We start from the raw sequence: 15,034 nt of genomic DNA on the forward strand, positions 1-15,034 counted from the left end.
CTATTGATATTCCTACAACGTTCTCATGAAATTTTCCTAACTTCTACTTCCAACCGCCGCCTAAAGCGCGATATAAATCAACTAAAGCTTGTAATTTTTGCAAATTATCGTTTACGCCGCTCAATTGTGCAGCTAAAAGATTTTGTTGAGAGGTCAATACATCTGTATAATTCGTAGCAGAACTGTATTCTAAAAGCTGTTGTGTGAAATCAACCGCTTTTGTCAATGATTCAATTTGTTTTGCTCTCGAATCTTGTTTTTCTACTGCCATTTGATAAGCATACAATGAGTTTGAAACTTCTTGTCCGGCAACCAAAAGACTTTGTTGAAAATTATTTAACGCCTGGATTTGTTGTGATTGTGCCGTTGTTAATCTGGCTTTATTAATACCGTGATTAAAAAGTGGCTGTGTCAAACCTCCAATGATGGAATAAAAAACAGAATTTGTAAAAAAGTCTGTTAGCTGCAAATTCGAAAATCCACCGCTTGCTGTAAGTGTTAAACTTGGATAAAAATAAGTTCTTGCCAGGTTTGTAGATTCAAAAGCCACTCTGAAATTCAATTCTGCCTGACGAACATCAGGACGATTTTGAAGCAATTGAGAAGGTAAACCTATCGCAATATTTTCAGGAATCTGCTGATCGCCCAAAACGCCTCTGTCTATTTCGCCGGGAGCTTGTCCCATGAGAATATTCAAAGCATTTTCGGTTTCGCGAATGCTTTGTTTTAAATCCGGAATCAAAACTTCGGCTGCATAACGATTGGCTTCACTTTGTACTACTGCCGCTCCGGTAACAATTGCTCCTTCTTTCAAAGATTTAATTGTTTCCACATTTTTAATACGACTTTCTAATGTTTCTTTTGTTATTTCAAGCTGTTTATCGTAAGCTAACAACAAGAAATAATTGTTGGCAATATCCGAAATCAATTGCGTTTGAATGGCTTGTCTCGCTGCATCTGTAGCAAGATAGGAAGCAAAAGCTGATCTTTTAGAACTGCTTAATTTTCCCCAGATATCCGCTTCCCACGAAGTACTTAAACCCAGTTTATAAGTTGTTGTTAAGGTATTGATATTAATTCCTGCCGGAAAGTTTAATCCTGCTTCTGATTGCTTCGTACGCGTTACATTGGCATCAACATTCAAGGTTGGATAATACGCTAATTTGCTTTGACGCAATGTGGCACGTGCCTGAACAATATTTTCGATAGCATTTTTAAGATTCAGGTTCTGATCCAGGCCTTTTTGAATTAAAGCGTTCAGTTTCGCATCTTTAAAAACACTTTGCCATGGCATATCTGCAATAGTTGTAGAATCCGCGGCAGCCTGATCCCGGAATAATTTTTCCGTAGAAACTGTCTTGGGACTTTCGTATTTTTTGGTAACGCAGGCACTCAAAAGAGTGGCTGCAATTACCATTAAAATATATTTATTTGAACTATGAGTCATCTTTGTTTTCTTAATTAAATTATTACTCTTTATGAGCTTCTAATAGTTGTATTTCCTCGTCGTCATCTTCATCATAACCATCTTTTGCCGGACCGCTGATTCTTTCCTGTAAAGTCTGGAAAATGATAAACAATACCGGAATAACAAATACTCCTAAAATGGTTCCGATTAACATTCCGCCAACGGCACCTGTACCAATCGATTTGTTACCCACAGCACCCGCTCCGGAAGCAAGCATTAAAGGAACAAGTCCTAAAATAAAAGCGAAAGATGTCATTAAAATTGGTCGTAAACGCGCTACGGCTCCCGCAATTGCAGCTTCTACAATTGCCATTCCTTTACGGCGTCTTTCCAAAGCAAATTCAACAATCAAAATACCATTCTTGGCCAGCAATCCAATCAGCATGATTAAGGTAATCTGCAAATAAATACTACTGTTCAATTTGAATATAATCGAGAATAAATACGCCCCTGCCAATCCAAACGGAATCGAAAATAATACAGCAAAAGGCAAAATATAACTTTCGTATTGCGCACTCAACAAGAAATAAACGAAAACTAAACACAAAATGAAGATGAAAATAGTTTCACTTCCTGATGCTAATTCTTCACGCGTTAAACCTGAAAATTCATATCCATATCCTGCCGGAAGATTTTCTGCCGCAACTTCTTGAATTGCTTTAATAGCATCTCCGGAACTAAATCCCGGGTTTGGCGCTCCTGTAATGGCAATAGAGGTAAAAAGGTTAAATCTTGAAATAGATTCCGGACCAAAAACCCTTGTCATTTTTACAAACTCGGTAATTGGTGCCATATTTCCTGAACTGTTTCTGACGAAAATTTTGTTCAGCCCTTCTGTATTGGCTCTAAATTCAGGAGAAGCCTGGATCATAACACGGTATTGTTTTCCGAATTTATTAAAATTCGAAGCATACAATCCTCCGTAATACCCTTGCATCGTTGACAAAATCGAATTGATAGAAACACCAGCATCTTTCGCTTTTGCCAGATTAATGTCCATCATATATTGAGGGAAACCTGGATTAAAAGGCGTAGTTGCATATTGTATTTCAGGACGTTTAGATAATTTTTCTAAAAAGTCTGTATTCACTTTAAAGAATTCTGCTGTCGTGTGACCTCCTTTATCCTGTAATTGGAATTCGAATCCACCACTTTGTCCAAATCCCTGAATGGTTGGCGGAGAAATAAAGAATATATTAGCTTCGCGAATGCCGCTTGTTTTGGCAAAAAGCTGACCAATTACATCATTTACACTTAAGTCACGTTTGTCCCACGTTTCCAGTTTTACAATTACCATACTGTAGGCACTTCCCGCTCCTGCAGTAAAGTTTTGCCCCACAATACGAAGCGTATTTTTAACACCGGGAATCGTTTTGGCAATACTGTCTACTTTCTTCGCGATTTTATCAGAACGCTCCATAGAAGCCGATGGCGGTAAACTAATGTTGGCAAAAACAGTTCCCTGATCTTCCGCAGGAACGAAAGCCGATGGCGTAGTTTTCATCATATAAAACAATGCTGCTCCTGAAACAAGAATAGCCGCAAGTACAATCCATTTTTTAACTGAAAGAAAACTTACGGAACGTTTGTATTTCTGCGTTACATTATCAAATGCAACGTTAAACGACGTATAAAATCTTTGTAAGTAACTTTTATGTTTATGATCGTCTTCATGTGGTTTTAAAAGTAAAGCACACAAAGCCGGACTTAATGTTAATGCATTTACTGCCGAAAGAATAATCGCAACGGCAAGTGTGATACCAAATTGTTTGTAGAAAACTCCTGTTGAACCTGTAATAAATGTTACGGGAATAAATACCGCCGCCATTACAAGCGTAATCGAAATAATCGCTCCGGAAATTTCATTCATCGCATCGATTGTGGCTTTCTTAGATGATTTATAACCGCTGTCAAGTTTGGCGTGCACCGCCTCGACGACGACAATGGCATCATCGACGACAATACCAATGGCCAGAACCATTGCGAAAAGCGTTAATAAGTTGATCGTAAACCCGAATAAATTCAGAAAGAAAAATGTTCCTACAATCGCCACCGGAACCGCAATCGCCGGAATTAATGTTGATCTGAAATCCTGAAGGAAAATAAATACTACGATAAAAACCAATATAAAAGCTTCGATCAAAGTATGAATTACTTTTTCGATAGAAGCATCCAAATTTTCGTTAACGTCAACAAGAAGTGTATATTTTACTCCTTTTGGGAAATTTTTTGCGGCTTCTTCAATCAGTTTTTTAGAATTGTTGATTACGTCACGCGCATTAGAACCCGGAGTCTGGCTAATCGCCATAGCGGCAGATTCTACACCGTTTGTTTTAATTGTTGCAGAATAACTTAATGATCCTAGTTCAACTTTTGCAACATCTTTAAGGCGCAGCATTTGTCCGTTACCAACAGATTTTATAATAATATCGCCAAATTCCTGAGCGCTTGTTAAACGTCCTTTGTATTTAATTACATATTGAAAGGCCTGATCACCGTTCTCACCAAATTTACCTGGTGCAGCTTCGATATTTTGTTCTGCCAAAGCAGCCGAAATATCACTCGGAATCAGTTGGTATTGTTGCATGATATCCGGTTTCAGCCAGATTCTCATCGAGTAATCTTTTGCTCCAAAAACCGTTACATCTCCTACTCCAACCACACGCTGAATTTGTGGAACAAGGTTAATCTTCGCATAATTTTGAAGGAAAGTCTGATCGTACGCTTTATCATCACTGTATAAAGAGAAAATCAATAAGTTACTACTCTGGCTTTTGGTTACGGTAACCCCGGCCTGAGTAACTTCAACCGGTAATAAACTGGTTGCTCTTGAAACCCTGTTTTGCACATTTACCGCTGCTAAATCAGGATTGGTTCCTACTTTGAAGTAAATTTTTATAGAAGCATTTCCGTCATTGGTTGCTGAAGAAGTCATGTACGTCATGTTCTCCACACCATTAATTTGCTCTTCAAGCGGAATTACAATACTTTTTAATACCACATCGGCATTAGCACCGGTATAACTTGCCGAAACGTTTACCGTTGGGGGCGCAATATCCGGATATTGAGAAATAGGAAGTGCTATTAACCCTAAAACACCCAGAATAACAATAATAACAGATATTACGGTCGAGAGTACAGGTCTTTGTATGAATATTTTAAACATTTTTTTTTATTTTAAATCGGCGTATACAGTTTCGGCATTTTGATTTTGAGGCTTAATTTGCGTTCCGTCTTTAAGCGTTGCAACTCCCTCTAAAACAATTTGGTCTCCGGCTTGCAAACCGCTTGTTACAACATAATAATTTCCGGCTTTGCTGTCTAAAATCGTTATGTTTGTGTTTTTCGTTTTTCCGTCTTTTCCAACAGTAACCGCGAACATTTTATCCTGAAGCTCAAATGTTGCACTTTGCGGAATAATCAATCCTTCTTTTACTTCTTTTGGAATTCTTACTGTTGTGCTGCTTCCGCTTCTTATAACACCTCTTGGGTTGGGAAAACGAGCTCTGATGTTTACTGTACCGGTTTCTGTATTAATTAATCCGTTTACGGTTTCAATACGACCTTTTTCTTCATACGTTGAGCCATCTGAAAGTAATAAGGAAACTTGCGGAAAATCTTTGATTTTTTGAGCCAGAGAACCTGCGCTTTGAGTAAAGTTTAAAAGTGCTTTTTCGTTCATGGCAAAATACGCATAAACGTTACCAATACTTGAAACTGTTGTTAAAGCCTCAGCATTATTAGAGCTTACTAAACTTCCTAAACGAAACGGGATTGAACCTACAACACCATTTACCGGACTGGTAACGGTTGTATAACCAAGATTGACTCTTGCATTGACCAAAGCTGCATTTGCCTGTGCCAATGTTGCCATAGCCGACTCATAATTATATTGCGCCGATTCTAACTCGTATTTACTGATGATTTCTTTTTCAACCAGCGGTTTTACTTTATTTACCGCCAATTTTGCCGTACTTACTGCTGCCTGCGCACTTTTTATACTGGCAGATGCCGTGCGCACTTGCTGCTCATATTCAGGAGCATTGATTTTAAATAAAGGCTGTCCGGCTTTTACAACTGCACCTTCGTCTACGTAAATTTTCTCGATATAGCCTTCAACACGCGGGCGAATTTCTATATTTTGCTGTCCCTGAATACTTGCCGGATAATCAGTATATAAAGTGGCTGATTCTGGCTGTAATGTCAGTGTTTTATACTCCTTAATTTGAGGTGGACCTCCGGCCTGAGCCGCTTTGTCGTCTTTATTACCACACGAGGCGATGATAATTGCTGCTGCTAAAATGCTTAAAAAAGATTGCTTATTCATTGTATAAAGGTGTGATTTCTATATTTACGTTATCAAAATAAAGAAATTAAGGTACACAAAATTTTTGAAATAGACGAAAAGCCAGACACAATCGATAGAGATAACCTTAGAGCCGATGGTTTTTTCAAAAAACTAAACAAGTGTTTAATTTTAAAACTCGTCGGTTCTAAAATGGTTTTTAAAGACTGTAATTCTCTATTGAGCGATTGGTTCAAAATTGCATTCAAATAAAATGTAATATTGTAAAAAAACGTCAATTCTAATGTCTACAAACATTTCCAAAAACATTTCCAGACCTTATTTATTTGCCGGAATACACATTCTTGGCTGGTTATTATTGGGATTTATTATGTTGTTTTACATTCCTATAACATGGAATGTTATACTTCCTTCGGTTTTCTGGCTTTGGCAAATGATCGTATTGTTTTTATTAATTATCATTTTTTATTCTAATGCCAAAATCGTAGTTCCAAAAACCATTATTAAAGACCATACTTCTCCCTATTTATTATGGGCATTTATTGCTGTTGTTGTGATGCAGTTTATTGCTTATTTTTTTACTTCGCAAACAGATCTTCATACTAAAGTGAGTCTCGTTTTAGGCTTCAAAAAATATAGAAATCCTTATTTCGACAATTATGTTCTAATGCTTACTTTACTGGTTTTAGGAATCAGTACCAGTTGGGCGATGTTACAGCATTGGCAAAAAGCGGCACAGCACAAACAAAAACTGGAACAGGACAAAACAATGGCCGAATTAGCGATGCTGAAAGCGCAGATTAATCCGCATTTTTTCTTCAATTCCTTAAATAGTATTTATTCGCTCACTTATACTGATATTGAAGACTCTAGAAATGCACTGCACACTTTGAGCCGAATGATGCGATACCTGCTTTACAGCACCGAAGAAACTACAACATTGCTGAAAGAAGCGGAGTTTATGCGGGATTTTATCGCTTTGATGAAACTTCGTGCCAATAGTAAATTAACGATTACGACCGACATTCCGGAAAAGATTCACGATTACCCAATTGTTCCGATGTTATTACTACCTTTAGTAGAAAATGCTTTTAAACACGGTGTTCATGCCACTGATAAAAGTGAAATTCATATCTCGCTTAGGCAGAATGGCAGCATTCTTGAATTTAAAGTAGAAAATACCTATTTCGAAAAGTCTTCGACATCTGACGAAGGCGGCATTGGGTTAACAAATACAAAACGCAGACTGCATTTAATTTATCCACAGAAACATTCGTTAGTAGCCGGAATAGCTAAAAACGGAATGTATAATGTAAAACTGCAAATAACTTTAGAATAATGACAATATTAAAATGTATAGCGGTCGATGATGAACCTTTAGCTTTAAAATTGGTACAGACTTTTATTGAGCAAACGCCTTTTTTAGAATTAACAGCCAGTTGCGATAATGCGGTTGAAGCTTTGACCTTAATTCGCGAAAAACAGCCGGATCTTGTTTTTCTGGACATTAATATGCCTAATTTAACGGGAATGGAATTGGCGAGACTTTTGCAGGAACAGCCGGGACCGTTGCCTAAAATCGTTTTTACTACCGCTTACAATCATTATGCAATTGAAGGGTACCGCGTAAATGCAGTCGATTATCTTTTAAAACCTTTTAGTTATGAAGAGTTTTTGCGCGCTGCCAATAAAGTTTTGAAAATAACAGAAGATACTTCTAATCATTTTCAGACTGTTACGGCAGACGATGAATTTATTTTCCTGAAAGTCGAGTATCAATGGGTTAGAATTTCTCTTAAAGATATTTCTTATATCGAAAGTTTAAAAGATTATGTAAAAGTACATCTCGACGATACTCAAAAAGCCGTGCTTTCGCTCATATCTTTAAAAGCATTGGAAGAAAAATTGCCTTCATCAAAATTTATGAGAGTGCATCGTTCTTACATTGTTTCTCTGGATAAAATTAGTGCCATCAGCAAAAACTCCATTTTTATTGATAAAGAAGAAATAACAGTTGGCGAACAATACAAGGAGACTTTTAAAGCTATTGTAGAAAAATGGATCAAATAAAAAATTAAATACCATGGAAAAAAGATCGAACAAATATCATTTAACATTGAGCTTAAAGCAATATGCAAATGGAGAAACAAAACCAGCAAAAGAACTGGGAATTGAATTCGATAATCACGACGAAATATTTGAAATAATTGAAAAAATAAAAGATAAAAATATATTCGACAATGAATCTGAAGCCACACAATTTGCACTTGGTTTAAAATTGTTCAGCGAAATCAAACTAAAACACCGCAAAAATCCTTTGTTTGAAGAATTGAATGACGTGTTTCCTGTTTTTATGAAGAAACTTAAGAGTTTGTAAGGTTTGCCACGAATTACACTAATTCACTAATTTTTTTCTAAATTGATCTTCAGATTTTATTCGTGGAAATTAGTGTAACTCGCGGCGAAAAAATTCCACTTTATTCCTTAAATTAGTTTTAAAATTTAAATCATGGCCAAACTAACCAAAGAAGATATCAGTCAGGAAGTATTTGATTTATATAATGATTACGCTCATAATAAAATCAACAGAAGACAATTTGTCGAAAAGCTGTCCATATTTGCTGTAGGAGCCGTTACGCTGCCTTCGCTTTTAAGTTTTATGACACCCAATTATGTCGACAGTATTTTAATTCCGCCCACAGATTCAAGATTAAAAACGGGTTATATTAATTATGATTCTCCAAAAGGCGGCGGAAGCATTAAAGGTCTTCTCTCCCAGCCTTCTGAAACTAAAAAGAAACTACCCGGAATAATTGTCGTACACGAAAACCGAGGCCTTAATCCTTATATCGAAGATGTGGGAAGACGAGCTGCTATAGAAGGTTTCATTACGCTTGCGCCAGACGCATTATCGCCATTAGGCGGTTATCCCGGTAATGACGATGCCGGACGTGAATTGCAAAAAAAACGTACCAAAGAAGAAATGCTTGAAGATTTTATTGCTGCTTATGAATATCTCAAATCACATCCGGATTGTAACGGTTACATTGGCGTGGTTGGCTTTTGTTTTGGTGGATGGATTTCGAATATGATGGCGGTTAAAATTCCAACTTTGCGTGCGGCTGTTCCGTATTATGGCGGGCAACCTACCAAAGAAGAAGCAGAACAAATAAAAACACCGCTATTGTTGCATTATGCAGGATTAGACACCCGCGTAAACGAAGGCTGGCCAGCGTTTCAGGAAGTACTCAATAAAAATAAAGTCGAAAATACCGCTTATTTTTATCCAAACGTAAATCACGGTTTTCATAATAATACAACACCAAGATACGATGAAGCCGCCGCAACTTTATCGTGGACGAGAACTATTCACTTTTTTAAGGAAAAACTAAAATAGAATTTTCTTTAAAATGACAAAATCAATAGCAACGGTTTATTTTTACATTCCCAAACATGTTTCATTACTTGATTTAAGCGGTGTTGTAGAAGTGTTTCAGGAAGCCAATAATCTGAATTTTAGTTATGATTTAAAGTTCGTGAGCAGTCAATCTTCCATGAATTCTAATTCGGGATTAGAGCTTTCTTCTTTGATTCATTTTTCTGAAACAAATCCACAAAAAAATGATATTATTTTTGTTTCCGGATTCAGTACGCATCAATTAGCAAAACTTACAGAAGATCCTTTATTTTTTGAATGGCTGCAGAATGCAAACAAAAATCTAACAACCATTTGCAGCGTTTGTACAGGCGCATTTCTGCTGGCGAAATCAGGACTTTTAGATCATAAAGAATGTACGACACATTGGAAACTTCTTGAAAAACTAAAAAAAGATTTTCCGCTTTTAAAACCTCAAAAGAACATTTTATTTACCAAATCTGAAAACATCTACACCAGCGCCGGAATTGTAACGGGAATTGATCTGGCTTTGTTTATTATAGAAGAAAGGCACGGCAAAGATGCTGCAACGACGATTGCCAAAGAACTTGTGGTTTATAAAAGACGAAACGGAACGGATGAACAGGAAAGCGTTTATTTGCAAAACCGAAATCACCGTGACGAAAAAATTCATACCATTCAGGATTGGATTATTTACAATTTAGAAAAGACTTCAAACATTGATTTTTTAGCCGATTTGGTATTCATAAGTCCAAGAAATCTAACCCGTATTTTTAAAAAAGAAACCGGAATTACAATTGCCGAATACCGAACCAAATTAAGAATTGAAAAAGCCAAAAGCCTGCTCGCTAATTCAGATTACAAAATAGAACATATTGCCCATTTATGCGGCTATAAAACTTCGAAACAATTAAGAGTTGTGCTCGATCAGCATAATTATTTACTCGTTAAAAATTAATTTAATATGGTCACCTAGCTATTAGCTATGTGCATTAAAAACAAGTGAAACGCCTTTTTAGTGTATTCAAATCTATGTTTCTATGTGTTAAAAATAATTGTACGCGACAGTCGGTTGTCTTAAAACGACTATCGTTTGTCCTTTTTCAGCAATAAGTACCAAAGTACATTTGTAATCTAATAATCAAAAAGATATACAAATGAAACTAAGAGAAAAAAATCCGGCTTTAATTATAATTGATGTTCAAAAAGGTTTTAACGAAGAAGCTTTTTGGGGCGGAAACCGAAATAATAAAGATGCTGAAACCAAAATGGCTCAAATTCTGGAAAAATGGAGAGCGCTTCAATTGCCTGTTTTTCATATTGTACACAGTTCCATTCATCCAAATTCAAAATTAAACGCATCAAATCCAGGTTTTGAAATCAAAGAGGAAGTAAAACCAATTGATGGCGAACCTGTTATTGTAAAAAATGTAAACAGCGCTTTTATCGGAACCGATTTAAAAGAAAGACTTGACACACAAGGAATCACACATCTTGTTATTGTGGGTTTAACTACCAATCACTGCGTTTCTACCACAACCAGAATGGCCGGAAATTACGGTTACGAAAATTTATTAATAGCTGATGCCACCGCTACATTTGACAGAATTGGCATTAATGGAGAAAAATTTGATTCAAAATTAATGCATCAAACCAGTTTAGCCAGTTTGCATAACGAATTTACGGAAGTAATCACTACAGAAAAACTGCTTGAATTAGTATAGTTTTTTTTTAAAACACATAGAAACATAGAATTTGCATATCGCTGAAAAGGCGTTTCATTAAATATAAGCCGCATAGTCCTTTTTGAAAAAATTCTGATTTTAAAAATTATATGATTCCAAATTTTTAATTTTTAATTCTCAATTTTTAATTTAAAATAAACCAGTTTAGGATTATAAATCAAAAAACTGGATCATTTTTTAGTTAGGATACCTACCTAAGTTTGTCATGACGATAAAGTCATAATATAAAACTTAAAAAATGAAAAAAGCAATTTTTTATCATGCAGGCTGCCCGGTTTGTGTAACTGCAGAACAGGAAATCATTAGTTTAATTGGAGCATCAAATGTAGAAGTAGTGCATTTTGGAGAAGACAAAAGCCGTCTTGCAGAGGCTGAAAATGCCGGCGTAAAATCAGTACCGGCTTTAGTTACTTCACAAGGAAATGTCCTTCATATTAACTTCGGAGCAACACTTGCCGACGTTAGAGGATAATCATCAATTAGTATAAATGCTAAACCAATCAAATCAAATGAGATCAAAATATATATTGATAGCAACATTGCTTATCATCACTCTGCAGGCTACAGCACAGGAAACAAAAGCGCCACACGGTTATACTTACGGAACTAAAGAAGTGGCAAAATCGCCGTTTACACTTGAAGAATTAAAACTTTTGGAACAATCTTTACTTTTTTCAGAAGAAGATGTAAAGTATTTACGAATGAGCCACGATATTCTTGAAGGTCAAACCGATGCAATTCTAGACGTTTGGTACGGTTTTGTGGCCTCAACACCACAATTGGTTTATTTTTTTGGCAACACAAAAACCGGAAAACCAGACGGAGAATATTTAGCAAAAGTAAGGGCACGTTTTAAAATGTGGATTCTTCAAACGGCTGAAGCTAAGTACGATCAGGATTGGCTTAACTATCAATACGAAATTGGTTTGAGACATTACACCACCAAGAAAAACAAAACAGACAAAGTTAGTTCTGTGCCAATTATTAACTATCGTTACATTCCTGCTCTAACCATTCCGGTTACAACCACGCTAAAACCATTTTTGGCAAAAACCGGAGCAAGTACTGCCGATGTCGATAAAATGTATAATGCCTGGGTAAAAAGTGTTTTAATTCAAAGTATACTTTGGGGTCAGCCTTATATGAAAAAAGGAGAATTCTAAAAAAAAGAGCCGTACTTAAATATAAGTCCGGCTATTTTTTTAATTATTTTTTAATCTATTATTGTAATTTTGGTCTATCAGTAAATTACAATTCCAACACAAACAACCAGTCCAGATGTTACGACCATGGCAATTTGAAATTCAATTAGACAAAAAATCAGACAAGGCACTTTATCTACAAATTGCTGATGCTATTATCATTGCGATAAAATCCGGCAAATTAACCAGTGGTAATGCTTTACCAGGAAGCCGACAGTTGGCCGGACTTTTAAATGTGAACAGAAATACAGTAATTGAAGCTCTGGACGTACTTATTGCCGAAGGCTGGGTGATTACGATGGATCGAAAAGGTACTTTTATTGCTGATATTTTACCCGAAATTATTCCGAATAAAAAAGCGACAGAACAAATCAATAATACAGTTGAAGATTTAAAACCACATCTTATTTTTGATGACGGACTTCCAGACAGCCGCCTCGCCCCTATGAATGATCTGGCACGCGCTTACAGGGAAATTTTCAACAGAAAATCGCGTTGGCAAATTATGGGCTACAGCAATGAATTGGGAAATATCGAATTTAGAAAAGCCATAGTGCAAATGCTGAATTTTAAAAGAGGTATGAATGTTTCGCTCGACGAAATTTGCATTACGCGCGGCAGCCAGATGGCAATGTATCTCGCGGCGCATTGTTTACTCTCGAAAGGAGATTTTGTAATGATCGAAAATCCGGGTTATAAACCTGCCTGGGAAGCGTTTGAAAATGCCGGTGCCAGTTTACTTCCTGTAAATGTTACTACAGATGGTTTAGATTTGGATGAGGTTGAAAATCATCTCAAAAAAAAACAAAATGTAAAAGCAATCTACGTTACGCCACACCATCAATTTCCTACTACGGTTACGATGAGTCTGAAAAAAAGACTGAAACTTATTGACTTATCCAATCAATACGGATTTACAATTATCGAAGACGATTATGATCATGAATTCCATTTTGGGCAACGTCCCATTTTGCCCATTTCGAGTTACGCCAATGCCAAAAACTTTGTATACATTGGTACTTTAAGCAAAATTGTTGCTCCGGCATTGCGTATAGGTTATGTTGCCAGTTCATCTGAAAACATTCAGAAAATTGCCAATCACCGTAGAATAATTGATGTACAAGGAGATAACATTATGGAAGAAGCCATTTTACATCTTATCAATGAAGGTAAAATCAAAAGGCATCTTAAAAAAACAAACCTGATCTATAAGGCAAAAAGAGATCATTTTGAAACGCTTTGCCATCTTCATCTTAAAGATAAAATTACTTTTACAAAACCCGAAGGAGGTTTAGCCTTTTGGATGGTTCCGAATAAAAATATTGATGCCAAAAAAGTTTGCGAAGAATTGCGTAGCAAAGGCATCAAAATCATGAATCCGGATAAGTTTAGTTTTGGCAATCCGGTATCAGGATTTCGATTAGGATATGCCTCACTTACAGAACAACAAATGGAAGAAGGAATTTTAACCCTTGCCAAATACTTATAAACGTGCGGGTTTATGATCGTGACAATCCAGTTTAATGTCAGCGGTTTCTAATTTTATTTCCATCAATTTACAATGATTGCTTCCGTTTTGTTGCGAAAAATAATGGCAATTATAACAGGTACTCTGCACATTAATAACTTGCAAAGTATGCAGTTGCTGAATTAGAGCACTAATGTTCTGCCATAAAACAACTTTATCATTTTCAGATGTTTCTGTTACAATATCATACAAAGGATCTGTAAAATCTTCTGTTACCAAAACAATTTCTAAACCTCTAGCAGTTAATACAATTGTATAACTTCTTGAATCGCTGCTATTCGCCTCTTTAACTATATATTTTTTCTGTTCTAAAATCTTAATCGTATCGCTAACGGTAGCTTTTGTCAGATTAAATTCTTTCGCCAGATAACTTACTGTTGATTTGTTTCCGTAATGATGTTTTATAAAGATCAAAAGCTGAATCTGTATTGGACTCAAATCATATTTTTTGGCTTTTTCCCATAATAAAACCCTGAAAACCTGAGACAAGCGTTCGAAACCAGCCACAATTTTTCCGTCTAAATTGTTGTTTTGCATTTCTAAATTAAAAATGTTTTTCATACTATTATAACAAATAAAAATAGACTGAAAGCCCCCACTTTCAGTCTATTGAATTAATAATCCTAAAAGAGAATCATTAGTAACAGTTTTCCATTTCAATAATCGAAAAACCGTTTTTAAGTATTTCATTTTCTACTTCTGCAGGCGCCTGATCAATATGGCAAAATCTGCATTCGTTGGCGGTCAAAGGCTGACCTTCCTGTAAAACTGTTTTAAGGTAACTTTTACCATATTCAAAAACCTGGCTGGCATCATAATTATCCTCATCAACAAGAATATCAAAATGCATAATTTTTCCGTCTTTTCGGGTTACATATGTATCCCATACTGCTACTTTCATATTATTTATAGTTTTTTTATTTAGTTTTTAAGTATTGTGTCATTTCGACGAAAGGAGAAATCACATGTGTAACTCGACAAAGATTGGCGATTTTGCATGAGGAATACTTTATGTGATTTCTCCTCCGTCGAAATGACAGAAGCTGCGTAATCACATTTAACCAATTACATCTTCCATAGAAGCACCAAAATTGATATGCAATACATTTCCGGTTGGCGTTACCAATGCCGGAACTGATTTTACACCTGCTTGTTGCGCATCGGCGATTCTGCTTCTGTCTGTTCCAATGTTGACTATTTCAACATTCGAAGAATTAATTAAATTTAAAATGTCGTGTTCTGCGCTGATACAAACTGGACATCCTGCGTGGTAAAAAATCGATTTGCTCATTGTGTTTTGTTTTTAGTTAAACTTTATTGACAGGACAAAATTAGTCAGGATACCTAACCATAAAATCATCCAGTTTTGTCATTTATAACAGCTTACT

The 15,034-nt window shown here is 36.0% G+C and carries 15 protein-coding genes; 9 read left to right on the plus strand and 6 right to left on the minus strand.

Annotated features, from left to right (window positions below; all coding sequences use genetic code 11):
- Window positions 1–43: 43 nt before the first annotated feature.
- From EV143_RS05215 to EV143_RS05225, 3 genes are read right to left on the minus strand one after another with little or no spacing between them, the layout of a single operon-like run.
- Window positions 44–1,447, minus strand: a complete 1,404-nt coding sequence (locus EV143_RS05215; protein WP_133506912.1) for an efflux transporter outer membrane subunit — start codon at window positions 1,445–1,447, stop codon at window positions 44–46.
- A 22-nt stretch (window positions 1,448–1,469) separates the two neighbouring features.
- Window positions 1,470–4,634 carry an efflux RND transporter permease subunit gene (locus EV143_RS05220; RefSeq protein WP_133506913.1) on the minus strand — a complete coding sequence of 1,055 codons (3,165 nt, stop codon included), beginning with the start codon at window positions 4,632–4,634 and terminating at the stop codon, window positions 1,470–1,472.
- A 6-nt stretch (window positions 4,635–4,640) separates the two neighbouring features.
- A complete protein-coding gene (locus EV143_RS05225; RefSeq protein ID WP_133506914.1) occupies window positions 4,641–5,795 on the minus strand; it encodes an efflux RND transporter periplasmic adaptor subunit in 1,155 nt (384 codons plus the stop codon).
- A 262-nt stretch (window positions 5,796–6,057) separates the two neighbouring features.
- Between EV143_RS05225 and EV143_RS05230 the strand changes: the two genes are divergently transcribed.
- From EV143_RS05230 to pdxR, 9 genes are all read left to right on the plus strand, one after another.
- Entirely contained in the window at window positions 6,058–7,113 is a 1,056-nt protein-coding gene (locus tag EV143_RS05230; protein WP_243739796.1) for a sensor histidine kinase, read from the plus strand.
- Window positions 7,113–7,844 carry a LytR/AlgR family response regulator transcription factor gene (locus tag EV143_RS05235; protein ID WP_133506915.1) on the plus strand — a complete coding sequence of 244 codons (732 nt, stop codon included), beginning with the start codon at window positions 7,113–7,115 and terminating at the stop codon, window positions 7,842–7,844. Before EV143_RS05230 ends, EV143_RS05235 begins: the two co-directional genes overlap by 1 nt.
- Before the next feature lie 13 nt (window positions 7,845–7,857).
- Window positions 7,858–8,151 (plus strand): DUF3861 domain-containing protein, encoded by a 294-nt coding sequence (locus EV143_RS05240; RefSeq protein WP_133506916.1) that lies wholly within the window; start codon window positions 7,858–7,860, stop codon window positions 8,149–8,151.
- Between the two features lie 132 nt (window positions 8,152–8,283).
- Window positions 8,284–9,171, plus strand: a complete 888-nt coding sequence (locus EV143_RS05245) for a dienelactone hydrolase family protein (RefSeq protein ID WP_133506917.1) — start codon at window positions 8,284–8,286, stop codon at window positions 9,169–9,171.
- Between the two features lie 13 nt (window positions 9,172–9,184).
- Window positions 9,185–10,129, plus strand: a complete 945-nt coding sequence (locus EV143_RS05250; protein WP_133506918.1) for a GlxA family transcriptional regulator — start codon at window positions 9,185–9,187, stop codon at window positions 10,127–10,129.
- A gap of 199 nt (window positions 10,130–10,328) precedes the next feature.
- A complete protein-coding gene (locus EV143_RS05255; protein ID WP_133506919.1) occupies window positions 10,329–10,895 on the plus strand; it encodes a cysteine hydrolase family protein in 567 nt (188 codons plus the stop codon).
- 259 nt (window positions 10,896–11,154) lie between these two features.
- Entirely contained in the window at window positions 11,155–11,388 is a 234-nt protein-coding gene (locus EV143_RS05260) for a thioredoxin family protein (protein WP_133506920.1), read from the plus strand.
- Window positions 11,389–11,425: 37 nt separating this feature from the next.
- On the plus strand, window positions 11,426–12,079 hold the full coding sequence (locus EV143_RS05265; protein WP_133506921.1) for a protoglobin domain-containing protein: 654 nt from the start codon (window positions 11,426–11,428) through the stop codon (window positions 12,077–12,079).
- A gap of 115 nt (window positions 12,080–12,194) precedes the next feature.
- Window positions 12,195–13,607, plus strand: a complete 1,413-nt coding sequence (gene pdxR, locus EV143_RS05270; protein WP_133506922.1) for a MocR-like pyridoxine biosynthesis transcription factor PdxR — start codon at window positions 12,195–12,197, stop codon at window positions 13,605–13,607.
- Here the strand turns inward: pdxR and EV143_RS05275 are convergent.
- The 3 genes from EV143_RS05275 to EV143_RS05285 form a co-directional block, all read right to left on the minus strand.
- On the minus strand, window positions 13,602–14,207 hold the full coding sequence (locus tag EV143_RS05275; protein WP_133506923.1) for a MarR family winged helix-turn-helix transcriptional regulator: 606 nt from the start codon (window positions 14,205–14,207) through the stop codon (window positions 13,602–13,604). The two genes, pdxR and EV143_RS05275, sit on opposite strands and share 6 nt — an antisense overlap.
- A gap of 76 nt (window positions 14,208–14,283) precedes the next feature.
- On the minus strand, window positions 14,284–14,547 hold the full coding sequence (locus tag EV143_RS05280; RefSeq protein ID WP_059117182.1) for a DUF2024 family protein: 264 nt from the start codon (window positions 14,545–14,547) through the stop codon (window positions 14,284–14,286).
- Window positions 14,548–14,703: 156 nt separating this feature from the next.
- On the minus strand, window positions 14,704–14,937 hold the full coding sequence (locus tag EV143_RS05285; RefSeq protein ID WP_133506924.1) for a thioredoxin domain-containing protein: 234 nt from the start codon (window positions 14,935–14,937) through the stop codon (window positions 14,704–14,706).
- Between the last annotated feature and the right edge of the window lie 97 nt (window positions 14,938–15,034).

This window comes from Flavobacterium chryseum, assembly GCF_004362015.1.
Taxonomy (GTDB): Bacteria; Bacteroidota; Bacteroidia; order Flavobacteriales; family Flavobacteriaceae; genus Flavobacterium.

What these genes read in the sequence shown, in the direction of transcription:
- EV143_RS05215 (WP_133506912.1), bottom strand. Translation starts at nt 1,447, where the DNA reads ATGACTCATAGTTCAAATAAATATATTTTAATGGTAATTGCAGCCACT.
- EV143_RS05260 (WP_133506920.1), top strand. Translation starts at nt 11,155, where the DNA reads ATGAAAAAAGCAATTTTTTATCATGCAGGCTGCCCGGTTTGTGTAACT.
- EV143_RS05285 (WP_133506924.1), bottom strand. Translation starts at nt 14,937, where the DNA reads ATGAGCAAATCGATTTTTTACCACGCAGGATGTCCAGTTTGTATCAGC.
- EV143_RS05245 (WP_133506917.1), top strand. Translation starts at nt 8,284, where the DNA reads ATGGCCAAACTAACCAAAGAAGATATCAGTCAGGAAGTATTTGATTTA.
- EV143_RS05265 (WP_133506921.1), top strand. Translation starts at nt 11,426, where the DNA reads ATGAGATCAAAATATATATTGATAGCAACATTGCTTATCATCACTCTG.
- EV143_RS05275 (WP_133506923.1), bottom strand. Translation starts at nt 14,207, where the DNA reads ATGAAAAACATTTTTAATTTAGAAATGCAAAACAACAATTTAGACGGA.
- EV143_RS05280 (WP_059117182.1), bottom strand. Translation starts at nt 14,547, where the DNA reads ATGAAAGTAGCAGTATGGGATACATATGTAACCCGAAAAGACGGAAAA.
- EV143_RS05240 (WP_133506916.1), top strand. Translation starts at nt 7,858, where the DNA reads ATGGAAAAAAGATCGAACAAATATCATTTAACATTGAGCTTAAAGCAA.
- EV143_RS05220 (WP_133506913.1), bottom strand. Translation starts at nt 4,634, where the DNA reads ATGTTTAAAATATTCATACAAAGACCTGTACTCTCGACCGTAATATCT.
- pdxR (WP_133506922.1), top strand. Translation starts at nt 12,195, where the DNA reads ATGTTACGACCATGGCAATTTGAAATTCAATTAGACAAAAAATCAGAC.
- EV143_RS05225 (WP_133506914.1), bottom strand. Translation starts at nt 5,795, where the DNA reads ATGAATAAGCAATCTTTTTTAAGCATTTTAGCAGCAGCAATTATCATC.
- EV143_RS05255 (WP_133506919.1), top strand. Translation starts at nt 10,329, where the DNA reads ATGAAACTAAGAGAAAAAAATCCGGCTTTAATTATAATTGATGTTCAA.
- EV143_RS05250 (WP_133506918.1), top strand. Translation starts at nt 9,185, where the DNA reads ATGACAAAATCAATAGCAACGGTTTATTTTTACATTCCCAAACATGTT.
- EV143_RS05235 (WP_133506915.1), top strand. Translation starts at nt 7,113, where the DNA reads ATGACAATATTAAAATGTATAGCGGTCGATGATGAACCTTTAGCTTTA.
- EV143_RS05230 (WP_243739796.1), top strand. Translation starts at nt 6,058, where the DNA reads ATGTCTACAAACATTTCCAAAAACATTTCCAGACCTTATTTATTTGCC.